Genomic DNA, 22223 nt, shown 5'->3' with positions numbered 1-22223 from the left:
AAGGTATGAAGTGCAGAGTCTCAGAGCATTTCACGTTAATCATGATACATATAAGTTATCTAGAGACGTTACAATGCAACGTCTCTCTGAAGAGTTGGTAATAATGTATTATTCTTTAGGACAGGTTTATGACAGTCTTAAATTATTAGTTGCATAAAACTATCTACCAAATCCATTAATCAGAAAGCCCGTGACGAGGATTGAACTCGTGACCTCACCCTTACCAAGGGTGTGCTCTACCACTGAGCCACACGGGCGAATTTTTTGATAATTCTAGATTTTGAACTTGAATAAAATTCAAAATCTAAAATTGCAGGTGGGCCGGGCTGGATTTGAACCAGCGTAGGCGCAAACCAACGGATTTACAGTCCGTCTCCATTAACCACTCGGACACCGACCCGTGTGTCCCACGATTTACAATATTAACAGCCTATTTTGGAAATTGCAAGGGGAAAAGAAAAGTTTTTTGCTGAGAGCAACAGAGTTTGTGGCAGAACCCTGTTGCTAATAATTAACTAGAACTTACGGTCTGAACTAAAAAACCATAAAAGAGGGTGGCATAGTAAACAGTGAACAGTGAACGTTGATTAACTGGTAACGGAAAGGGGGCTTGTACCAAGATTTTTGTTGATTAACTGGTAACTGATTTGGTCAACAGTCCAAAGTCAATTGACTATTGACCATTGACTATTGACCATTGACTATTGACCATTGACTATTGACCATTGACCATTGACCATTGACTATTGACACTTAGTTACACTGCGTAAGTTCTATCAACTGATCAGTTCTCCAGTTTCTTGCAGGGAGTGGAGGCGACGGTAAATGCCTTCATGACGTAAGAGTTCGTCGTGGCTACCGACTTCCACAATCTTTCCTTGATCGAGGACGACAATCTGATCTGCTTCCCGGACTGTACTTAAACGGTGAGCAATAACGATTGTGGTACAAGTTCCTTGAATTGATCGCATCGCTAATTGAATTGCCCGTTCTGACTCGTAATCTAGACTAGAGGTAGCCTCGTCAAAAATCAGCACATCTGGTTCTACTAGCAAGGCTCTAGCAATTCCTAAACGCTGTCTTTGTCCACCAGACAATCTCACACCACGTTCCCCAACCACAGTGTAATAACCTTGGGGTAGTTGTTGGACTACTTCATCAACTCTGGCAATCCGACAGGCTTCTTGCACCTCGGCAAAGGTAGCATCAGGTCTACCATATGTCAAATTACTTAAGACAGTACCGTTAAAAACGTCTACTTCTTGGTGAACGATCGCCAGCCGTCGTCTATACTTACCTACGTTCAAGGTGCGAATATCTTGTCCATCAATCAGAATTTGTCCCGATTGTGGTTCAAAATAACGCAACAGGAGTTTAACTAAGGTAGACTTACCAGAACCAGAACGTCCTACTAACGCCACCGTCTGATACGGTTCAATCAACAAGTTGATATCTTCTAACACTTTGCGGTGAGGATCATAACCAAAACTCAGATGAGAAAACTCAACTTTGCCAGTAAATTTATAAGGTGATGCTATTAAATCATCTTTGTCTAAAACACTGGCTGCATCATCGCTGACGGGTTCTTGTAAAAACTCATGAAACCGGATCATAGACGAATAACGACGGGCAAAAACTTCTCCCAGGGTACTAATTGGTTCTAATTCCGCATATGCCATGCTAGAAAGAGTTAAAGTCATGACAAAATTACCCAGAGAAACCCTACCATCTACAGTTGCGGCTAGAGTCAATCCCAAAACAATAAATACGCAAAACTGAATTACAGTTTTTTGCCAAGTCAGCAGGTTAACATAACCTTTGTGAATGCGATAATCGACTACTTTGATTTCCCGATTTAACCGGACTGTTTGGCGTTTTAATTCTTTGGTTTCTGTGGCAAAAGCTTTGACTGTTTTGATATTAGTAATTAATTCAGAAGTACGGCTTTCGGTATCTTCAGAGTATTTATCTAATTTGCTCTCATGCCATATTAACCGTTGTAGTTTTCTTAAGCTAAATCCCAGAATGACTACAAAGGAAATCAAATACAAAATCGCAATTCGCCATTCAATGACTAAGATAAATACAAAAATTCCCAATACCCGAAACAATTTAGGAATCAATTGTCCAGCCATTTCGGGATATGACCAAGTGTGGTTAGCAATACCTCTAGCAACTCGTCCGGAAATCCGTCCGGGGTTATTTACATCATAAAATTCTAAGGGAAGAGTGAGAATTTTTTCGATTGTAGTTTGGGTTTTATTCCGACGTGATCTCAGAGCTATATCCCAATGAAACCAACTAGTTAGCCAAGGCTGTGTGGGAGCTTTGACTACGGTGACAAGGAAAATTAACCCTAGCAATACCCCTAAAGATAGAGATTTACTAACTGGATAATTAGTCAAGTCAGCAAAAAATGCGATCGCTCTTGTTAAAGGTTTATCCAACGGTTGATTAGACAAAACATTCAAAATCTGCCCAATCGCATAAGGAACAACCAAATCCACAATCTCGTATATGCAGGATGCTGTAATACTAAAAAGACTCAGCTTCCAGTCAGGACGAAAATAGTTGAGAATATCTCCAAATTTAGCCATGATGCACACTGCCCAAAAGCACGAGCGTTAGCCGAGAGTTTTTATACTACACAAGCATTACAATTGTAGTCAATAGCCTAATTATTAAATCACCCATTCGGGTGAGTTGAGTAGATAATTGATTAGTTTGGCGGGAAAAATTCTAGACGATAGCGATAAAGTGCTACTGGGCGAGAACCTGCGGTAAAGTAATCTGGATCTTGGGGTGAAAGGTAGACAGCAGTAACTTGATCTGCTTCAATAGCTGGAGATAATGTAGACAATTTATGGTAAGCGGTAGTAGATTCAACTGAATTTAAGTAAGGAACCGAACCGCCTTTAAATAATTGTTGAAAAACTTCCGTAGTGATGTATTTCCCCTCCGATGTGGTTTCTGTAGCCCTAGCTGTGACTATGGAAACCAATTGCCGTTCACCACGTAAAAATGTAATTTGCCGATTTGGTGAATCTGGATCTATTTTTACAGATAACACAGCTTCATTGCCTAAATAAGCCCTAGCTAAATTCAAGCTGTTAAAGGCTCTATCCGCTACCAAAAATGGGGAATTAGTATCTATCTTAGGAATGATTTTTAAGCTAACATTAGGTAACTTCTCTTTGACAAACCGGACTGTAAAACTCACAGGTTGATTTAATTGTCGGCGATTCCCTGCAAATCCTGGTGTGACAATATCTGGTGCTAAAGGTGCAGCTAAATCTACTAAAGTACTCGTTACTTGCCAAGTTCCCGCCATCCATTCAGGGTAAACCAAATCTCCCTTGGCTGGTTGCACAGAAGTTAACTTTTCCCACTGGGGAAAATTAGCCAAGCGTGCAGATAACTCACCTGCTATGGCGTTATTACTCCAGCCTAAAATCAAGATAACGCTTAAGCAAAAACTCCAGATTACTTGCATACTTCACAATCACATTGATACCTAGTTCTTTAAAGTGCATTAGTACGTTGGTTGGAGGCTTTGCGTAATTCAACCTACTGATGAACTATTTTAGCCCGATCGCGCCACTACAGAAATTTTATTTTTTTACTTTATAAATAACCTTTGCGTTTCAGCCAATGGGTTGTGATTAAGTAGTGCAGAATTCTATATCTTTTTGTAAGTTTTTGTTTAAATGTCTTATCTGCTATTGCATCTTCACTTTTTCTTTGCGAATATATTGACAAAAATTTTTGAGGAAGCACTACTATGAAATTTCATTCAGCATCAGTCGGTATTGGTCTTAGTGTCGTCAGTAATTTATTTTTAGTTAATTCCTTATCAATTCCTCTATTCAATTCATCACAAGTATTAGCTCAAGAGGTGGCTACTTTATGCCCTCTCCCTGCTGATATTGCTGTGACGTTTCTCGATTCAAAATGTGAAGCAGTCAAACTCAACCAACCAAAAACTTTTTATCGCTACTATAGTAGTGATCAGAATAAATATGGTCGATATCTGACAACTGATAAATATAAAAACAATGTAGACGTTATCAGAAATTTAGCTTTGAACCAAGCATGGGGTAACAAAGCAACTATTAGACTCAAAGTAACTTTGCCAGCAGGAACAACAGTTTATCAAGGGATTGTAGCTCCACAAACTCCGGCACAATGTTATCCGGGGGGTGGACAACAGACTTTTATTCAAGATTCCAAAGATCCCAATATTAAATGGTCTCAAGGTAAAAATATCACTGTCCAAGAATTTGTTTGTCCACAAAACTAATGGAAAATAAAACAGAAGAGTTGATCAAACTAATCGACCAAGCAGTTAGTATTGCGGAAAATATACTCAATAATTCTGGCAATTCAGAGCGTTTAAGCAATTTAATCAATGTACTGCAATCTCTGAGAAATCAAGTATTAATGGGTCAGCTTGAACCATCAGGCGGCAACTTAACTCTGGGATTGGCTCGTGAAGTTGCTGATTGGATTGAGCCATTAAATTCACCATTACTAACAGCTGTAGGTGCGATAGAAGCGTACTATCAACAGTATTTTTAGAGGATGTTTGAAAAGTCTAAATTAAGAGGGTGTTTGAAAAGTTTCAGTAGGTATAAAAATGTCATTCTGACTGGAGCGGAGTGTCAGGAAGAATCTAGGTTTTGTGGCACATACCGAGATGTTTCATTCCGCTACGCTGCATTCAACATGACAAAGAAACAGACTTTTCAAACGTCCTCTAACATCAGATCCGGCGATTAGAAATCGCGCGCCACTTGCTACAAGTTGGGAAACCCGCCCAAAGTAGTGGCTTGGCTACACAGGCAAAACCACCTCCGTAGGTTGGAAATCCTTAATTTTACTTAGTCCGCGCAAGCAGACTTGGTTTGTGTAGTAGCGAATTATATTCGCCCAAAACTTTTAAAAATAAGAATCTCTACTGCAATTAATAACTTGCTGAAAAAATTTGTTGAGCAGTTAAATTTAATTCGGGAAATGTTGATGACTCTATACAGTCATTACCTTTAAACTGTTTACGACTGTATTCACCATCATCAGTTAAAGAGTAAACTGTGATTGTGGGCTGTTTGGGGTCGCCTATTAACACTTTGCTAGCCAATGCTGCATAATCCACGATCCAATACTCTTTAATACCCATTTCCTCATAATCAGCAAACTTTTTGTAATAATCATCTCTCCAGTTAGTACTGACTACTTCTATTACTAATGGTATTGATTCAGATTGAGTTACAATAGACTCTTTTTTCCATTGTGGTTCATTTATTAAATTAGGTAAATTTAATAAAGGGATATCTGGAAAATAACCAGATTTTTTATTTTCTGGTTTTACTAGTACAGTTTTTGGAATACCGTAATTAAGCTTAAGACGGTGACATTCGACCATGAATATTTTTACTAAAAACGCAATAATTTCTTCATGGTCGCCAGTCGGTAAAGGCATTTGGATAATTTCTCCATCATATAATTCGTAGCGAATATTTTCGGGTTGTGTTTCTAAAAACTCTAAAAATTCATCAAATGTGAATAGTTTTTGTAGAGATTGTGTCATATGAGAATCTGCTTTGATTACTAAAGTGATTTGCGTAGTCAGACATTAGTCATTAGTCATTAGTCAACAGTCAAATTATTTACTCCCTCACTTCCTCACTCAATTTAATGAAAGGCAATAGGGTTCTAGAAAATGAATATATACTGAGTTTTGTATGGGTCAGCGCAGGCTATATCAACAAAAATCAAATATGAGTCTTATAGCTGATTTTAGTGCTGGATTAAATTATATTCGCTCAATACTCTTAACTCTGGTGTCACAATGAAGATAAATGTTATCTTCTTTTGGCTATGTACTTAACTTGGTTGGACAACAACAGTTGGCTGTTGGAACTGAGTAACCAACGGATACTGATTGACCCTTGGCTAGTTGATTCGTTAGTATTTGCTAATTTAGACTGGTTGTTTAAAGGCGATCGCCTAAAAGAGTGTCCCATCCCGGAGAATATTGATTTAATTTTGCTATCTCAAGGTTTAGAAGACCACGCTCATCCACCAACGCTCAAGCAACTAGACCATAATATCCCAGTTGTCGCTTCTCCTAATGCGGCAAAAGTAGCTAAAGCTTTGGGTTACACAGATGTGACAACTTTAGCTCATGGTGAAAGTTTTCAGCTCAATCATCAAGTAGAATTTAGAGCTTTTCCTGGTTCTCCTATTGGCCCGACTCTGATAGAGAATAGTTATCTTCTCAAAGAACTGACCACTGGTTTAACCGTTTACTACGAACCCCACGGTTATCATTCGCCACAGTTAAAACTGTATGCACCAGTTGATGTTGTGATTACACCGATTGTTAACTTGAGTTTACCTTTGGTAGGGGCAATTATTAAAGGTAATCAAAGTGTATTAGAACTGGCACAGTGGTTAGAACCGCAAGTTATCTTACCTACAGCAGCTGGGGGAGATGTGAGATTTACGGGGTTAATAGCAAACTTGATCAATGTAGAAGGAAGTGTTGCAGATGTGCGTTTATCACTGGCGAAACACAATCTCTCTACACAGGTGTGGGAACCCAATCCAGGCGATCGCCTAGAATTATTACTAGAAAAGCGGACATTTGCTGTTTAGTCAGTTGGCCAGAAAATTTATTTTTTACTTGCGTATTTGCCAAGTCCTATTCTAATATGTCTAAGTTAGTGAGAATAGGTAGCAATAAGCTATGACATTTTCCGGCTACAATGTCGAGCAGCGTTCCAAAGAAATTAAGACTCTTAAGTCTTTTTTAACTTACAGTCTGGTTGGCTCAATGGTCTTGCATCTTGGCCTGTTGTCTTCCGGGTTGGCTAATTTACTGATACGAGTGCCACAAGGGGAAGATCAATCAATAGAAATAGCGATCGCTGATCCGGTAACGGAAGAAGCGGAAAAACCACCTAAAGAAATTTTGGCAGCAGAAAAACCTCCCAGCGTCAGTGGTGGCGGTGGTGGTGGTGGCTCTATTAGTGAAATTGCGTTGGCGACAGCCACTCCCTTGAGGAGTATCGCACCCAAGCCACAGGTTACGAAACAAGAGCCACCTGTGCAGAAGTTGGTAGAACGCTTTAAAGCTCCTCAAGTGCCACAGCAACCGGAAAAAAACATAGTTGAAAAAACGCAGCCAGTCAATGAGCTATCCCAAGAAGTTGCTACCCAACCACAATCACCAACAACTAATTCCCCAAATCAAAGTAGTGATAATTTAAGAAAACTTTTAAGCGGCTTGAGAAATTCTTCCAGTAGTCAAGAAAATATCTCAACTAGTTCTGGTCTTGGTATAGGTTCTCCCGGTGGTAATGGCATAGGCAATGGTTCCGGTAATGGCATAGGTTCTGGTAGCGGTAATGGTATTGGCAGTGGTTCCGGGAATGGCATAGGTTCTGGTAGCGGTAATGGTATTGGCAGTGGTTCGGGAAATACTTCAACTGTAGCCACCGCACCAACACCCCCAAAAATCACTACTGAATCCAATCCCAACAGATCAGTAAATGGTCGTGCAGCTTGCCGTGAATGTAATGTTAAGTATCCAGAATCGGCTAAACGGCAACGTGTGGAAGGTAGAGTCGAGGTTGCCGTTGATACTGATGCCCAAGGTAATGTTACTAATGTCAGAATTGCCAAATCCAGTGGCAATCGAGAATTAGACGAAGAAACCGCCAGACAAGCACGTAACTGGAAATTAAAACCTGTCGATGGTGGTAGACAAGGCGTGGCGATCGCTACTGAATTCGCTCTCCAAGGTTCACGACGATATCGTCAAGTCCAAGAACGTAAGCGACAAAGAGAAACCGAAGAGAACAACCAGCAGACAACAGCCAATACTAACAATACACAAGAAGCTCCTAGACAGAGACGCTTGCTAACTTCTACTAGTAATAATGTTTCCACTGATACCTCTAACGAAACCAGAGTTAGACGCAGACGCACATTAACAACCGAACTAACTTCTAATCCACAACAAAGCACAAATGTCAACTCATCAGTTACCAGAAGAGGAAATGTAAGAGAGTCTTTACGCCGACTTAGACGCGAGCAAACCGCAAATAATCCTGGATCTCAGAATACAAATCGGCGACGACGTAGAGAAAATAGTGCATCCTCTAGCCAAAACAAGTTACGGGCAACTTTACGTAGTTTACGTCAATCATCCCAGTCACAACCTGCACCTACAACTCAGGAATAAATATGAAAACTCCACTCAAAAACGAGTGGAGTTTTGAGGAATGAATATGGAAAAATAGAACTATTATTTGATTTTTGTTGGCGTAGCCTGTGCTTACACAAAAAAATCAGTACCCGTCAAGGAACTTCTTACAAGAGTGCCTATAGCCTATTCCCTATTGCCTACCTACACAAATTATTAGGCTGCGCCAAGCCGCGCTAACAGTCATCAAATCGGATTCCTATATGCTAACTTATACTAATTGGGAGATGTCAGAAGTTATAGCATTCTACTATAACTAAATATAGATATCTAATTGAGTATATTGATCAAAAATGTCAGATAAAACTCCATCCAAAAATAACGAATCATTTAATTCATCTAATAAAATCACAGGAACAGAAAAAAATCATAAGCTATCTGTTATGGAAGCTTTAGACGCATTGGTGGGAGTTGGTGCAGCAACAGCCAAGCAAACACAGAATTTGTTTGAACAAGGGACGCAAATTACAGGCAAAGTTATTGATAACTTAAGTCAAAATTGGCTGATTAGAAAGCTATCAGGGTTTCTCAATCTGAATTGGTTGATTGGGGCAACTGATAATGTAGATATAGAGAAATTAGAGGCAATAGTTAATAATCTCAAACAGAAATATCCCCAAGAATCACCTCAGCAAATTGCTCACCGAATTATGCTGGAAAAAGCAGCCCAATCTGGTGGTGTTGGGTTAGCAAGTAGTATTTTGCCGGGAGTCGCCGCAGCTTTGTTAGCAGTTGATTTAGCCGCCACATTAAAATTGCAAACAGAAATGCTGTATGAGATTGCGGTTGCTTATGGTCTTGATGCCAAAGATCCAGCTAGAAAAGGGGAACTTTTAACAATTTTTGGTTTAGGGTTGGGTGGTAATCGCCTCCTCAAAGCAGCAGGATTAGCTTTATTAAGGAATGTACCCTTTGCAGGTGCAGCGATCGCCGCTAGTTCCAATGCCGCCATGAGTTATTCTTTAGGATACGCAGCTTGTCGGTTTTATGAAGCGAAATTAGACGCAGCAACTCCCTTAAATTCTCCAGAAACACTGGCAAACTTAAAAGCCGAGAGTGAAAAATATTTAGAAACAGCGATCGCCCAAAAAGCCATCATGGATCAAATATTAGTTCATATGATCCTCGCCAGTCATCCAGAAAAAACTTGGGCAGAAATTATTCCCGAACTCCAAGCAGTGAATTTAAGTCCTGCATCCTTGGAAGTAATCTCACAAAATATCAAATCACCCCAACCGTTAGAGCAACTACTCAACCAACTCAATCGTGATTTTGCCGTACCCCTACTAGCCCAATGCCAAACCATCGCCCAGCTTGATCATCAGGTTACACCAAAAGAGCAAGAAATTATGAAGGCGATCGCCAGTAAATTTGCAATTGATGTAAGTAGAACGGTGTAAATAATTCCATGTTTGTAGTCAGGAATTTAGTGCTAAGAAAAGGGCTGAAGCTGTTACTAAAAGATAATTTTCTCTAACTTCAATTAGATAATTTTACCAATAGAAAGTTAGGAAGGTTTCCGTTCTTGTAAATCTTGATGACGACATGAGCCTGCTATAATATATTCGGTGGCTATCTTTACCTCTTGTCTACTATCAGATGCAGGTTTTAACTTCCAGTTCCAGGCTTGCCTCAAGGTTTCCTTATCTAATATGGAATTTCCACTGGAACGGATAATGCGGGCTTTAATGACATTACCTTGAGCATCAGTATCAACAGCTATTTCTACTCTACCTTCTATCCCTCGTTGCCTTGCTAAGACTGGATACTGAACATAGCAATTTTGGCAAGCTGCACGACTATTATTTAAGATGTTGAGACTTGACGGTTTTGGTGATGTTGTTATCACTTCCCTCTGCCGTCGTCTTAGTTGAGTGTTAATTCTTGGTTGTGAAGAATTAACCCCACTATTTTGACGGGATTGAGAATTTCTAATTCTTCTCAAACACCGAGTTAATTTTTGACTAGGAGATTCTTCAGTTTGAGACTGTGGAGAACTTGGAGGATTCGATTGCAGTTGTTTAATCTGCTCAAGTTTTTTAGTTGTTTTCGGTATTTGCATCAAAAAGTTGCCTGAGTCTGAAAACGTTGTAGCATGATGCAAAATAGGTGGGCTAACTGTACTGTAAGCTACAATAAAACTAACAGCAATGCTAGAAAAACTCATATTTTCTCCTACCTAAACGATAGTTAAAATTAACTGTTTCTCACCCGACTTGCTCAGGATCAACGCCAAGCGATCGCAAACGTTGCTTTAATTGTTCTACCTGCTGTTCTGCTTGCTCTCTAGCTTGGGCTTCTACATCTATCCTCTGTTGCGCTTCTCGTAGGGCTTGTGCCTGTTCTGTGGGATTCAGCAATTTTTCTCCCGTATCTTCTCGGTAAAAACCGATCAAGTCTCCTTCTACCTGTAACCGCAACCCCAAAACTTCACTGCGATTATCCGTAATCAATTCATACATTTCTCGCCGCAACCTATAACCCTGCAACTGCTCCTTAATCCATTCGCCTCTGGGATCAAATAGCCAGTATTCTTTGACACCAAGTTGCTCGTACAACGTCTTCTTAAATTCCTGATCGTGATTTTTTGTTCCAGCCGAAGTCATCTCAAAAATCACAGATGGAACCTCACCTTCCTCCCACACTTTATAGTTATCTCGACCACCAGGAGCGACGTTAAAAATCACCATCATATCAGGGGCGACTCGCAACTTGGGAAAACCTTGAGCGTAGTAGAGATACTGATTAGCGAGGACTGTTGCTTGTTGTCCTACTAAATACTGGCGGAGAATTTCCAGCGTCGCCAGTATCACACACAAATGGGCATAGCTTTCTGCCAAAGGTTCACCATCAGAACTGGGATAGAACACTTCTGCCCGTTGATTTGGGGATAAGGCTGGGGTCATAGTGATGCCACACAGAAGGTTTGCAGATAATTTTAATTATATGGTCAATAGTCATTGGTCAATAGTCAATAGTCAATGGTCATTAGTCAGCACTCCCTCACTCCCTCACTCCCTCACTCAGCACTCAGCACTCCCCACTCCCTCATCCTGAAACTTAATTTTTGAGCAATACTGGTACAAGAACGAATAGTTAGATGAAATCCCAACATGGCAATTCAATTGAGTGATAAGCCTTTGCTAGAGTGGGCGGGCGATAGTTTAGCGATTGGATTATTTGAAGATGCAGTAGAGTTAACTGGCGAACTGGCAACTTTGAATGAAAAGTTTTCTGGTGTTTTGCAGGAACTAATTGCGGAGGAAGAATTTACAGGTAAAGCTAACACTACAATTTTTACCCGTGTTAGTGGGAATAGCCCAATACGCAAACTAATTTTGGTAGGTTTGGGCAAACCCGAAGCTTGGAAAATCGAATCTTTAAGAAGGGCGGCGGCGGCTGTAGGTAGAGTCGCTAAGAAACAAAAAAGTAAAGTTTTAGGGTTCAACTTTCCCTTATGGAACGACGACCCCACAGCATCAGCCCAGGCGATCGCTGAAGGTGTACAATTAGCCATCTACCAAGACAATCGCTTTAAATCAGAGCCAGAAGATAAAGGTTCTCAATTAAAAACGATAGAATTGCTGGGTTTTGCCGGACAAGAAGCGGCAATCAACCGGGCTAATCAAATTGTATCGGGTGTAATTTTGGCTAGAGAATTGGTAGCAGCACCAGCCAACAGCGTCACACCAATTACTTTAGCGGAAACTGCTCAACAAATTGCTAATGAACATGGTTTGCAATTGGAAATCCTAGAGCGAGAAGAATGTGAAAAATTAGGTATGGGAGCTTTTTTAGGAGTTGCCCAAGCTTCTGATTTGCCACCAAAATTTATTCACCTCACTTATAAGCCAGAAGGCACACCCAAACGCAAATTAGCAATTATCGGTAAAGGTTTAACCTTTGACTCCGGTGGACTGAATATCAAAGGTGCTGGTAGCGGTATCGAAACCATGAAAATTGATATGGGTGGTGCAGCTGCCACCTTGGGTGCAGCAAAAGCGATCGCTCAAATCAAGCCAGATACGGAAGTTCACTTCATCTCGGCGGCGACGGAAAATATGATTAGCGGTCACGCCATGCACCCAGGAGACATCTTAAAAGCATCTAATGGCAAAACAATCGAAGTTAATAATACCGACGCTGAAGGGCGTTTAACTCTGGCAGATGCCTTAGTTTTTGCCGACAAACTAGGGTTAGATGCCATTGTCGATTTAGCCACCCTCACCGGTGCAAACGTCATTGCTTTGGGTGATGACATTGCCGGTCTATACACCCCCGATGATGTTTTAGCCAAGCAATTAGAACAAGCCGCCGAAGCTTCTGGAGAGAAAATTTGGCGGATGCCTTTAGAAGAAAAATATTTTGAAGGATTGAAATCAGGCATTGCCGATATGAAAAATACCGGGCCGCGTCCTGGTGGTTCCATTACTGCGGCATTATTCCTCAAGCAGTTTGTCAAAGATACAAATTGGGCGCACCTAGATATAGCCGGCCCCGTGTGGACAGACAAAGACAACGGCTACAACAGCGCTGGGGCGACTGGTTACGGTGTGCGGTTGTTGGTTGATTGGGTACTGAGTAGTTGAGAGTAGGGACAAGGGGACAAGGAGAAAATACTTATATAGGTTCTTTCCCCCCAATCTCCCTATCTCCCCATCCCCCCTCTCCCCATCCCCCACTCATCACTCAATTTATGCTATCTTGGGCTTGCCGCTAAAGCCTGTTGCAATAGTGACAAGAATAATGTGGTATTGGGAAAGTTAAGATTTTTCCGCCAAGCCATCTGGTAAAATTTGTAAGGTTTCTAGAAGCTTTGAGCAATGGGATCGACTTGCGTACGGATAGCAATTGACGCAATGGGAGGGGATCATGCACCCGGAGAAATCGTTGCTGGCGCAGTGCGAGCAAGCGAAGAATTGGGTGTAAAAGTATTGTTGGTAGGTGATCCCCAACAGATTGCAGCTGCCATGCCTCCAAAAACTAATTTGGAGCAGGTAGAGATCGTTCCTGCTGAGGATGCGATCGCCATGGATGAAGAGCCTTTAAATGCAGTAAGACGCAAACGCAAGGCTTCTATTAATGTAGCGATGGATTTGGTGAAGCAGCAGCAAGCTGATGCGGTATTTTCTGCCGGCCATTCTGGGGCAGCGATGGCATCAGCACTGTTGCGTTTGGGAAGGTTGCCGGGAATTGATCGTCCGGCAATTGGCACAGTTTTTCCAACAATTAAAGCTGGCAAACCAGTACTGATACTTGATGTCGGCGCAAATGTAGACTGCCGTCCCAAGTTTTTAGAACAGTTTGCTGTGATGGGTTCGATATACAGTCAGTTTGTTTTAGGGACAGAAGCACCCAAGGTAGGTTTGTTGAATATTGGTGAAGAAGACACCAAAGGTAATGAATTAGCCCTGCGGACACACGAACTTCTGCGAGAAAATACTCACATTACTTTTATTGGTAACGCAGAAGGGCGGGATGTGCTGTCTGGGGAGTTTGATGTCATTGTCTGTGATGGCTTCGTGGGTAATATTTTACTCAAATTTGCCGAAGCGATCGGTGGTGTGATTCTGCAAATCTTACGCGAAGAATTACCCCAGGGATTACACGGTCAAATCGGCACAGCAATTTTAAGACCCAACCTGAAGCGAATTAAGCAGCGTATGGATCATGCAGAACACGGCGGTGCTTTGCTATTGGGAGTGTCAGGAGTGTGTTTGATTGGTCATGGTAGTTCTCAAGCACCTTCAGTTTTTAACGCCATTCGCATGGCCAAAGAAGCTGTAGACAATCAAGTGATGGAACAACTGCAATCTCAGTATGAAATATTACGCAGCAGTAGCAGCGATTAGCCATCAGTCAAAGCGAGTTGTTAGTCACCAGTAACTAATGACTAATGACCCTTACGGGTTCGCTAGTCGCTCATGGGGGAAACCCCCTTGGCGTTAGCCTCTCCCTTTGGGAGAAGACCGCGCTAGCTCACTAATGACTAATGACTAACGACTAATGACTAAAAGCTGATGACTTGGGGGACTAGGAGTGCAAAATTTAGGCATTGCAATTACAGGAAGTGGTTCAGCAGTACCAGAAACTTCCCTACATAACCAGGATCTCACCGAACTAGTTGAGACTTCTGATGAGTGGATTACCACAAGAACGGGTATTCGTCAACGGCGGCTAGCGTTGCCTAGTGAGTCTTTAAGTATACTGGCGACAGCAGCTAGTCAACAAGCGATCGCCTCTGCGGGTATCACCCCAGCTGATCTGGACTTAATCTTACTGGCAACTTCTACCCCAGATGACTTATTTGGCACTGCCTGTAAAATTCAAGGGGCATTAGGCGCGACTCAAGCCGTAGCCTTTGATTTAACAGCTGCTTGTTCCGGTTTTGTGTTTGGTCTAGTCACAGCAGCCCAATATATCAGAACAGGAGTATATCAGAATGTACTCTTGATTGGGGCCGATATCCTCTCTCGTTGGGTAGATTGGCAAGACAGACGCACCTGTGTGTTGTTTGGTGATGGGGCTGGGGCTGTAGTATTGCAAGCTAATGCAAGCGATCGCTTGTTGGGTTTTGCCCTGAGAAGTGATGGTACTCAAAACCACTATCTCAACCTGTCCTATCAAGGCACATCCCAAGAACTCATCCCCAACGTCAACGTCACTCAAGGCACTTATCAACCCATCACCATGAATGGCAAAGAAGTATACCGCTTTGCTGCTCAAAAAGTGCCAGAAATCATTGATAAAGCTCTATTCCAAGCCAACTTAACTGTTGACCAAATAGACTGGCTACTTCTACATCAAGCAAATCAGCGCATCCTTGATACTGTAGCTCAACGTCTGAATATTCCCGAACACAAAGTAATTAGCAATCTGGCTAATTATGGCAATACCTCCGCCGCTTCCATTCCCCTCGCCTTAGATGAAGCCGTCCGGCAAGGTAAAATAAAACCCAACGATATTATCGCTGCATCCGGCTTTGGCGCTGGCTTAACCTGGGGTGCAGCTATTTTCCAATGGGGCAGATAGTCAATTCAAAATTCAAAATGCAAAATTCAAAAATTGGATTCTTCATTTTGAATTTTGAATTTTGCGGAAAGTAGGCGGTGTCGGTTTCCGTCCCGCCTAACTTTCCAAGACGAATTTTGAATTAGAGCGAAGCGACTGACAAATGACAAAAACTGCATGGGTGTTTCCCGGACAAGGTTCTCAAGCATTGGGAATGGGAACAGATTTATTAGATATACCAACCGCCAAAGAAAAGTTTGCCCAGGCTAGGGAAATCTTAGGTTGGTCTGTCACCGAAATTTGCCAAAACGAAGAGGCAAAATTATCACAGACACTTTATACTCAACCCATTCTTTACGTAGTAGAGAGTATTTTGACTGACCTGATCCGGGAAAGGGGACATCAACCAGATTTAGTTGCTGGTCATAGTTTAGGAGAATATATTGCTCTTTACGTGGCTGGAGTTTTTGACTGGTCTGCTGGATTACATCTAGTAAAGCGACGTGCTGAACTCATGGATATCGCCGTTGGTGGGATGATGGCGGCCTTGATGAATTTTGACCGTGAACAATTGGAAACAGTCATTGCCAATACTCCTAATGTAGTGCTGGCAAATGATAACAGTCCAGCACAGGTAGTTATTTCTGGCACTCCAGAAGCTGTCAAAACAGTCATGTCTCAGGTTAAAGCCAAGCGTGCCATTCCCTTAAAAGTTTCCGGGGCTTTTCATTCTCATCTAATGGCGACAGCCGCAGCAGAATTCCAAACCATTCTAGACACTGTAGAATTTCAACCAGCTACAGTCCCCGTCTTATCCAACGTCGAACCAGTAGCAACAGTTGATGCGACAATTTTAAAGCAACGCCTCAGTCAACAGATAACTGGTTCAGTACGCTGGCGAGAAATTTCTCTACAATTACCAGTCAACAGCATTGAAAAAGTCATAGAAATCGGCCCTGGTAACGTGCTAACTGGTTTGATTAAACGCACCATCCCTGATTTAATTTTAACCAACGTCCGTAATGCGGCAGAATTACCGAATTAGGGATTGGGGATTGGGTACTGGGTACTGGGTACTGGGTACTGGGTACTGGGTACTGGGTACTGGGGAGATAAGGTGATGGGGAGATAGGGAGAAAGAGTAGTAATTCTCTCCTCGTCCCCTCGTCCCCTCGTCCCCTCGTCCCCTAATCCCCAATCCCCCAATCCCCAATCCCCCAATCCCCAATTCCCCCAATCCCCAATCCCTTATGTCTCAAAGTCGTGAACCATTAATTAGTTGGGCGCTATACAATGCTCTGAAGTGGTCGGTTGTTAGTCCGATGCTGCACGCTTATTTTCGTGGTCGGATTTATGGTGTGGAAAATGTCCCCCAATCAGACCCTTTAGTAGTTGTGAGTAATCATGCTAGTTATTTTGATCCGCCAATTGTCTCAAACTGCGTGTGTCGTCCTGTAGCTTACATGGCAAAAGAGGAATTATTTGCCGTTCCCGTCTTAGCACAGGTGATTAAATTGTATGGTGCTTACCCGGTGAGTCGGGGAAGTGCCGATCGCAATGCTATCCGTGCCGCTTTAGAATATTTAGAACATGGCTGGGCTGTGGGTGTATTTTTAGAAGGTACTCGTACCCCTGATGGTCGAATTAGCGACCCGAAAAGAGGTGCAGCGCTACTCGCAGCTAAAGCTAAAGCACCGATATTACCTGTTTGTTTATGGGGTTCAGAGCAGATTTTGCAAAAAGGCTCGTCTTTTCCCCGTGCAGTTCCCTTGACTGTGAGGATTGGTAATTTAATTGATACTCCCACTTCTACAAATAAAGATGAATTAGAAGCAGTGACACAAAAATGTGCCAGAGTAATTAATGAAATGCACGATTTAGGCCGGGGGTAAAAATCTGCTCAAAGATAGTGGCGATCGCTACTGATTTTTTATAATCTACAAATAACAAATTACGTACCTGACTTTCCCTAAAGTATTACGTAGACGCAAGCCTACTCTTCTCCTGACGGAGACGCTACGCGAACGAGTTATCCTTTGGAGTACCCGTAGAGTATTACGAATTACGAATTACGAATTACGAATTATCATGAGTGGCATTGAAGCCAAAAATTTCTGGCAGCGATTGAGTAATCTGGCACTAGTCCGCTTTTTGCTGTTAGTTGCTAGCGGTTGGGCTATTGTCCAGCTTTTAGAATACTTTCAAACAGTAATTATAATTTTTACATTTGCGGCCATTTTGGCTTTTTTACTCAGCTATCCTGTACAATGGCTAGAGCGTTTTCTACCCCATAGTCTAGCAGTTGTTTTAGTGTTCCTCACTAGTATCGTGATCTTAGGAGGATTATTAATTACTGTTGGTTTAGCGGTTTTATCTCAAGGACAGCAATTAATTGATAGCATATCTGTATTTTTATCTTCTTTGTTACCTTTCTTAGAAAGACTGGAAGAATTCTTACGCAACCGTAATCTGCAAATAGATTTAAGCGTAATTCAAGAACAATTGCGGAGTCAGGCTGTATCAACTTTAGTGACGAGTTTGGCTATACTACAGCAATTTTTAACCAATTTTGTCACATTTATTTTAATTGCTGTCGTTGCCTTTTTTATGTTGCTAGATGGTGAAAAGTTGTGGAACTTTATTCTGAAAATAGTGCCGCAACAGCATCGAACTAAATTTACTAAAATTATTAGACGCAGTTTTCTCGGATTTTTTCGTGGTCAGTTATTATTAAGCTTATTTTTGACAAGTTCAACTTTGATTGTTTTCTTATTATTACAAGTACCTTTTGCTCTTATACTGTCTGTAATTGTGGGCGTAGTAGATATAATTCCCGGTATCGGTGCAACTTTGGGCGTTAGCATAATTACTCTAATTGTCTTATCTCAAAATGTTTGGTTAGCTTTAAAAGTATTAGTTGCTTGTATTCTCCTCCAGCAAATACAAGACAATTTAATTGCCCCTCGCATTATGCAAGGAGCGCTAAATCTTAATCCTGTGGTCGTATTTATGGCATTATTGGTTGGTGCTAATGTGGCAGGTTTATTAGGTGTGTTTATCTCTATTCCGATTACAGGAGTGATAGTTTCTTTATTTGAAATAGATGAGATGAAAGCGGAGGTTTAGTTATTAGTCATTAGTCATTAGTCATTAGTGAGCTAGCGCGGTCTTGGGGGTTTCCCCCATGAGCGACTAGCGAACCCGTAAGGGTCATTGGTCATTAGTTATTAGGTGGTTTTAGGATTAGGATATGGTTGTTGCTGGTGTAATACCATTTCACGTTAATCATGATACACATAAATTATGTAGAGACGTTGCAATGCAACGTCTCTACTGTTCACATTTAAAGGAAATTGGTATAACTTGTGCTTAAAACCCTATTAACAAGTAAATAGACTTAGACTTCTTATTCTTATCTATACTCTATTTCCTAATATAATTAATGTAAAATTAAAATATAATCATAAAAAATGAGGAATTATGTCTGATTTAAGAGCCGAATTATCAGAAACTATAGATGAGGCAGAATGGGAATGGTTGATTCCTCATTTACAGAGAGATGCAGTAATTTTGGTGTCACTGAATTTAAGTTTATTGGATGTGGGGGAAGCGATCGCTAATGATAATATTGCTTCAGTCCAAAAGTGGATTGATCAGCAGTTCATCACTAAACCTTCAGTTGAGCAAGTAGGGATATGGAATAGCGATCGCACAAAACGATTTAATACGCTCATTATCCAGCCTTATGTTTTAATGCAGGAAATTGTGGGGTAATGGGTAATGGGAACTGGGAACTGGGAGAATGTGGAAAAATAACTAATGTGCTATACCCAATCACCAATTACCAATCACCAATCACCAATTGTTTAATCTACAGCTTTGATTAATCCTCTTTGCAAAAAATTAAAGACTTGGTTAATTTGCTGTTGTTCTTTTTCATTCAAGTCGTGTTTAGATAGCAATGTTGACATTAATAATTGCTGATCTTGGCGGGAGATTTTGCCAAAAGCAAATATGCGCTCAAATACAGTTTCTAAGGGAATTTGTGTTGAGGGTTGTGTAGCTTGCATATCCAACCTCAGTTTTATATTGTTTTGATAAAAAAGTTCCTTCAAAATAACAATTTCTGATAAAGTCTGACATTCGTAACCCCACGGAATCACAGAGGCTAAATAATTGCCAACTTCATGCCTCCTATGATACTCAGCTTTTCAGTAAAATAACTTAGCAGATTAGCAAGCAGCAGGTTAAAGCTCATGGCTCATGCAAAGATTGGAATTATTGGTGGTAGCGGCCTTTACAAAATGGCAGCGCTCAAAGATGTTGAAGAAGTACAAATTCAGACACCCTTCGGTTCGCCCTCTGATGCGTTAATTCTAGGAACATTAGATGAAACAAAAGTAGCTTTTTTAGCTAGGCATGGTCGTAATCATACGCTGTTGCCATCGGAATTACCCTTTCGGGCTAATATCTACGCCATGAAACAATTAGGTGTAGAGTATTTAATTTCGGCTAGTGCAGTTGGTTCTTTACAAGCAGCAGCCAAACCATTAGATATGGTAGTACCAGATCAGTTTATTGATAGAACCAAAAATCGAGTTTCGACATTTTTCGGTGAAGGTATCGTGGCTCACATTGCTTTTGGAGAGCCGATTTGCCCAAATCTAGCGGGAGTTTTGAGTGATGCGATCGCTTCCTTAAATTTACCAGATGTTACTCTCCACAAAGGTGGTACTTATATCTGTATGGAAGGGCCAGCTTTTTCCACAAAGGCTGAATCGCAACTATATCGCAGTTGGGGTGCAACAGTTATTGGTATGACCAATTTACCAGAAGCCAAGTTAGCCAGGGAAGCAGAAATTGCCTATGCAACTTTAGCACTGGTGACAGATTACGATTGCTGGCATCCAGATCATGATAGTGTGACGGTAGAGATGGTAATTGGTAATCTCCAACGCAATGCTGTCAACGCTCAACAAGTCATCCAAGAAACTGTGCGCCGATTAAGTGAGCATCCACCGTCAAGTGATGCTCATTCAGCGCTGAAGTATGCTATTTTAACGAATCTGGAGAAAGCACCAACGGCAACGAAAGAAAAGTTAGGGTTGCTGTTGCAGAAGTATTTGTGAGTTGCAAAAGCGAATTGGTAGATTTTCTCATGGCTGTCTGGGTGAAATGGCAGCAAGGTGAAATTCTGAATTGGACTGACTCTTTGCTGAATGTCTGTAACGTATTGTAGTAACGCTAAAAGAAATTATAGGATTACTACTTGATTTTTGAACAGATACGTAGGGTGTGTTAGCGACAGCGTAACGCGCCTACCACCAAGGTCTTTGGTGCGTTATACCATTTCACGTTAATCATGATACACATAAATTATGTAGAGACGTTGCAATGCAACGTCTCTACTGTTCACATTTAAAGGAAATTGGTATTACGGCTTACGCCTAACACACCCTACATATACTTAGATTTTTTGTGTAAGCACAGGCTACGCCAACAGAAATCAAATCGGATTCCGATATTGCGATAATGAAAAAGACTGATGCAACTATTCCTGAATTTCCCATTCAGTATAGGAGATACCTACTATGACTATCAAAGAATTACTTCTTTTGGAAATCGAATCGACCCCAGATACAATTCTGGCTGAAACGCTAGACTTTATACGCTTTTTAAAAACAAAGGAAACCCAAACACAGCCTATTTCGGAAATGGCAGACTCTGCCACTCACACTACAGTAAATTCTACAGGTCACTCACTGCTCGAACACTTAAAAACAATTGGTAAATGGTCAGGCGATGATTTAAAAGAATGTCTTGAGTTAGTTTATGCTACTCGCGGCAAAGCCAAATTTGATTATGAAAACCCCTTTGAATAATGTACTTGTTAGATACAAATCACTGTAGCCAAGCAATACTGGGTAATGCTAATGTGCTTCATCGCCTTGCGGAAGTGGAAAATTCTGTGATTACAACCTGTGTCATCGTTCAAGGTGAACTGATAGACATGGCAAAACGTTCTCAACGCAAGGAAAGTAACTTAACTCTAATTCACCGTTTTCTAACGGGTATATACATTCACAAAATTGATGAATCTACTGCTACTATTTACGGACAACTCAAAGCCGCTTTATTTAATCAATTTGCACCAAAAGAGAAAAGCAAGCGGAGAAAAACAAAAATAACTGATCTAGGCTTTGATGAAAATGACCTTTGGATTGCGGCTGTAACCTTAGAACACGGAATGACCATTGTATCAGCCGATAGCGACTTCCAGAGAATTCAGCAAGTAAGAGCATTGTCTACTGAATCTTGGCTGTAAACTCCATTCCTTATCTACCTGCTCTCGATTAGTTCTACCCAAATTTATTCTAGTAGCAGAAGGTCAGAATGAATGGGGTATAGAGCAATACGGTTCAGTTAAAGCGAAAACTACAATTGGTATAGGTTAAGTTGAAGAATGTAGGCGTAAGGCTTCTCGGAGAGTAACCCAACGGTATCAGGACTTGAGGACTGACAGGGTTAGTCAAGCTAGTTGAAGCATAGAAAACCCTAAGTGAAGAGTAGCGAAACTTAGGGTATTTCATGGATATTACATCTTACCTTTTTGCATTACTTCTTGCAGGTGATGACGAACTTCTTTTGCTTGATCAATTTCTGACTGCCGCAATTTTTGCAATAATTCCACACAAGGTTGAGAATTAGCTGCTTGTGCATCTTCGATGTAAGTCTCGTAAGCTCTCACGGCTTCAGCTTTGTTTTGTAATACAGTCAGAAAATCGTACTCTAAGTTACTAATTGGCTCTTGAGAATGTCCATTACCTGTAGTCATTAATTCACCCTCCTTTAGGCTTTTAATTCATTTCTACTCACCATTACAGAGTCATTCATCCACCTAAAAGCGTAGAAAAGGGTACAAAGATTACTGAGAAAATAGCTA

At 41.1% G+C, this 22223-nt stretch carries 22 protein-coding genes and 2 tRNA genes; 15 read left to right on the top strand and 9 right to left on the bottom strand.

Translation table 11 applies throughout. The annotated features are described in order from the left end of the window. Positions 1-185: 185 nt before the first annotated feature. From FD725_RS14540 to FD725_RS14525, 4 genes are all read right to left on the bottom strand, one after another. A tRNA-Thr gene (locus FD725_RS14540) sits at positions 186-257 on the bottom strand. A 60-nt stretch (positions 258-317) separates the two neighbouring features. Next, positions 318-400: transfer RNA gene (locus FD725_RS14535), tRNA-Tyr, on the bottom strand. 376 nt (positions 401-776) lie between these two features. Then, positions 777-2597, bottom strand: a complete 1821-nt coding sequence (locus FD725_RS14530) for an ABC transporter ATP-binding protein (RefSeq protein WP_179048775.1) — start codon at positions 2595-2597, stop codon at positions 777-779. Positions 2598-2719: 122 nt separating this feature from the next. Next, positions 2720-3493 carry a DUF6816 family protein gene (locus FD725_RS14525; protein ID WP_179048774.1) on the bottom strand — a complete coding sequence of 258 codons (774 nt, stop codon included), beginning with the start codon at positions 3491-3493 and terminating at the stop codon, positions 2720-2722. A gap of 288 nt (positions 3494-3781) precedes the next feature. On the opposite strand from FD725_RS14525, the gene FD725_RS14520 reads away from it, so the two are divergent. Continuing rightward, positions 3782-4300: a hypothetical protein gene (locus tag FD725_RS14520; protein WP_179048773.1), complete on the top strand. Its 519-nt coding sequence runs from the start codon at positions 3782-3784 to the stop codon at positions 4298-4300. Continuing rightward, the gene (locus FD725_RS14515; protein WP_179048772.1) at positions 4300-4578 is read left to right on the top strand and encodes a hypothetical protein; all 279 of its coding nucleotides are present in this window, start codon (positions 4300-4302) and stop codon (positions 4576-4578) included. The genes FD725_RS14520 and FD725_RS14515 overlap by 1 nt, the downstream gene beginning before the upstream one ends. 385 nt (positions 4579-4963) lie before the next feature. Here FD725_RS14515 and FD725_RS14510 read toward each other — a convergent pair whose 3' ends face one another. Then, a complete protein-coding gene (locus tag FD725_RS14510) occupies positions 4964-5587 on the bottom strand; it encodes a Uma2 family endonuclease (RefSeq protein WP_179048771.1) in 624 nt (207 codons plus the stop codon). A gap of 290 nt (positions 5588-5877) precedes the next feature. Between FD725_RS14510 and FD725_RS14505 the strand changes: the two genes are divergently transcribed. From FD725_RS14505 to FD725_RS14495, 3 genes are all read left to right on the top strand, one after another. After that, positions 5878-6657 (top strand): MBL fold metallo-hydrolase, encoded by a 780-nt coding sequence (locus FD725_RS14505; protein WP_179048770.1) that lies wholly within the window; start codon positions 5878-5880, stop codon positions 6655-6657. Positions 6658-6748: 91 nt separating this feature from the next. After that, complete coding sequence (locus FD725_RS14500; protein ID WP_179048769.1) at positions 6749-8248, top strand: energy transducer TonB; 1500 nt, start codon at positions 6749-6751, stop codon at positions 8246-8248. Positions 8249-8652: 404 nt separating this feature from the next. Next, positions 8653-9669, top strand: a complete 1017-nt coding sequence (locus FD725_RS14495; RefSeq protein WP_372726735.1) for a hypothetical protein — start codon at positions 8653-8655, stop codon at positions 9667-9669. A gap of 107 nt (positions 9670-9776) precedes the next feature. On the opposite strand, the gene FD725_RS14490 is transcribed toward FD725_RS14495, so the two are convergent. Further along, positions 9777-10436, bottom strand: a complete 660-nt coding sequence (locus FD725_RS14490; RefSeq protein ID WP_179048767.1) for an energy transducer TonB — start codon at positions 10434-10436, stop codon at positions 9777-9779. A gap of 40 nt (positions 10437-10476) precedes the next feature. Then, a complete protein-coding gene (locus FD725_RS14485; RefSeq protein WP_179048766.1) occupies positions 10477-11175 on the bottom strand; it encodes a Uma2 family endonuclease in 699 nt (232 codons plus the stop codon). A gap of 207 nt (positions 11176-11382) precedes the next feature. Between FD725_RS14485 and FD725_RS14480 the strand changes: the two genes are divergently transcribed. The 7 genes from FD725_RS14480 (at position 11383) to FD725_RS14450 (ending at position 19054) form a co-directional block, all read left to right on the top strand. After that, positions 11383-12858: a leucyl aminopeptidase gene (locus FD725_RS14480; protein ID WP_179048765.1), complete on the top strand. Its 1476-nt coding sequence runs from the start codon at positions 11383-11385 to the stop codon at positions 12856-12858. A gap of 234 nt (positions 12859-13092) precedes the next feature. Next, complete coding sequence (plsX, locus tag FD725_RS14475) at positions 13093-14121, top strand: phosphate acyltransferase PlsX (protein WP_179048764.1); 1029 nt, start codon at positions 13093-13095, stop codon at positions 14119-14121. Positions 14122-14308: 187 nt separating this feature from the next. Further along, positions 14309-15301 (top strand): beta-ketoacyl-ACP synthase 3, encoded by a 993-nt coding sequence (locus FD725_RS14470; RefSeq protein WP_179048763.1) that lies wholly within the window; start codon positions 14309-14311, stop codon positions 15299-15301. A 142-nt stretch (positions 15302-15443) separates the two neighbouring features. Next, positions 15444-16325 carry an ACP S-malonyltransferase gene (gene fabD / locus FD725_RS14465; RefSeq protein ID WP_179048762.1) on the top strand — a complete coding sequence of 294 codons (882 nt, stop codon included), beginning with the start codon at positions 15444-15446 and terminating at the stop codon, positions 16323-16325. A 205-nt stretch (positions 16326-16530) separates the two neighbouring features. Further along, a complete protein-coding gene (locus tag FD725_RS14460; protein WP_179048761.1) occupies positions 16531-17172 on the top strand; it encodes a 1-acyl-sn-glycerol-3-phosphate acyltransferase in 642 nt (213 codons plus the stop codon). Between the two features lie 196 nt (positions 17173-17368). Continuing rightward, positions 17369-18406, top strand: a complete 1038-nt coding sequence (locus tag FD725_RS14455) for an AI-2E family transporter (RefSeq protein ID WP_179048760.1) — start codon at positions 17369-17371, stop codon at positions 18404-18406. Between the two features lie 354 nt (positions 18407-18760). Continuing rightward, positions 18761-19054, top strand: a complete 294-nt coding sequence (locus FD725_RS14450; RefSeq protein WP_179048759.1) for a DUF2288 domain-containing protein — start codon at positions 18761-18763, stop codon at positions 19052-19054. A 92-nt stretch (positions 19055-19146) separates the two neighbouring features. Here FD725_RS14450 and FD725_RS14445 read toward each other — a convergent pair whose 3' ends face one another. Further along, positions 19147-19350, bottom strand: coding sequence for a hypothetical protein (locus FD725_RS14445; RefSeq protein ID WP_179048758.1), 204 nt, complete (start codon positions 19348-19350; stop codon positions 19147-19149). A 186-nt stretch (positions 19351-19536) separates the two neighbouring features. Here FD725_RS14445 and FD725_RS14440 point away from each other — a divergent pair, with 186 nt between their 5' ends. From FD725_RS14440 to FD725_RS14430, 3 genes are all read left to right on the top strand, one after another. Beyond that, on the top strand, positions 19537-20409 hold the full coding sequence (locus FD725_RS14440) for an S-methyl-5'-thioadenosine phosphorylase (RefSeq protein ID WP_179048757.1): 873 nt from the start codon (positions 19537-19539) through the stop codon (positions 20407-20409). Between the two features lie 462 nt (positions 20410-20871). Then, entirely contained in the window at positions 20872-21162 is a 291-nt protein-coding gene (locus FD725_RS14435; protein ID WP_179048756.1) for a DUF2281 domain-containing protein, read from the top strand. Continuing rightward, on the top strand, positions 21162-21605 hold the full coding sequence (locus tag FD725_RS14430) for a PIN domain-containing protein (RefSeq protein ID WP_179048755.1): 444 nt from the start codon (positions 21162-21164) through the stop codon (positions 21603-21605). The genes FD725_RS14435 and FD725_RS14430 overlap by 1 nt, the downstream gene beginning before the upstream one ends. A 270-nt stretch (positions 21606-21875) precedes the next feature. Here the strand turns inward: FD725_RS14430 and FD725_RS14425 are convergent, their stop codons facing one another. Further along, on the bottom strand, positions 21876-22115 hold the full coding sequence (locus FD725_RS14425) for a hypothetical protein (RefSeq protein WP_179048754.1): 240 nt from the start codon (positions 22113-22115) through the stop codon (positions 21876-21878). Positions 22116-22223 lie beyond the last annotated feature (108 nt).

The sequence above is a fragment of the Nostoc sp. TCL26-01 genome (assembly GCF_013393945.1).
Taxonomy (GTDB): domain Bacteria; phylum Cyanobacteriota; class Cyanobacteriia; order Cyanobacteriales; family Nostocaceae; genus Trichormus.
This window is presented reverse-complemented; position numbering and strand designations above follow the sequence as displayed.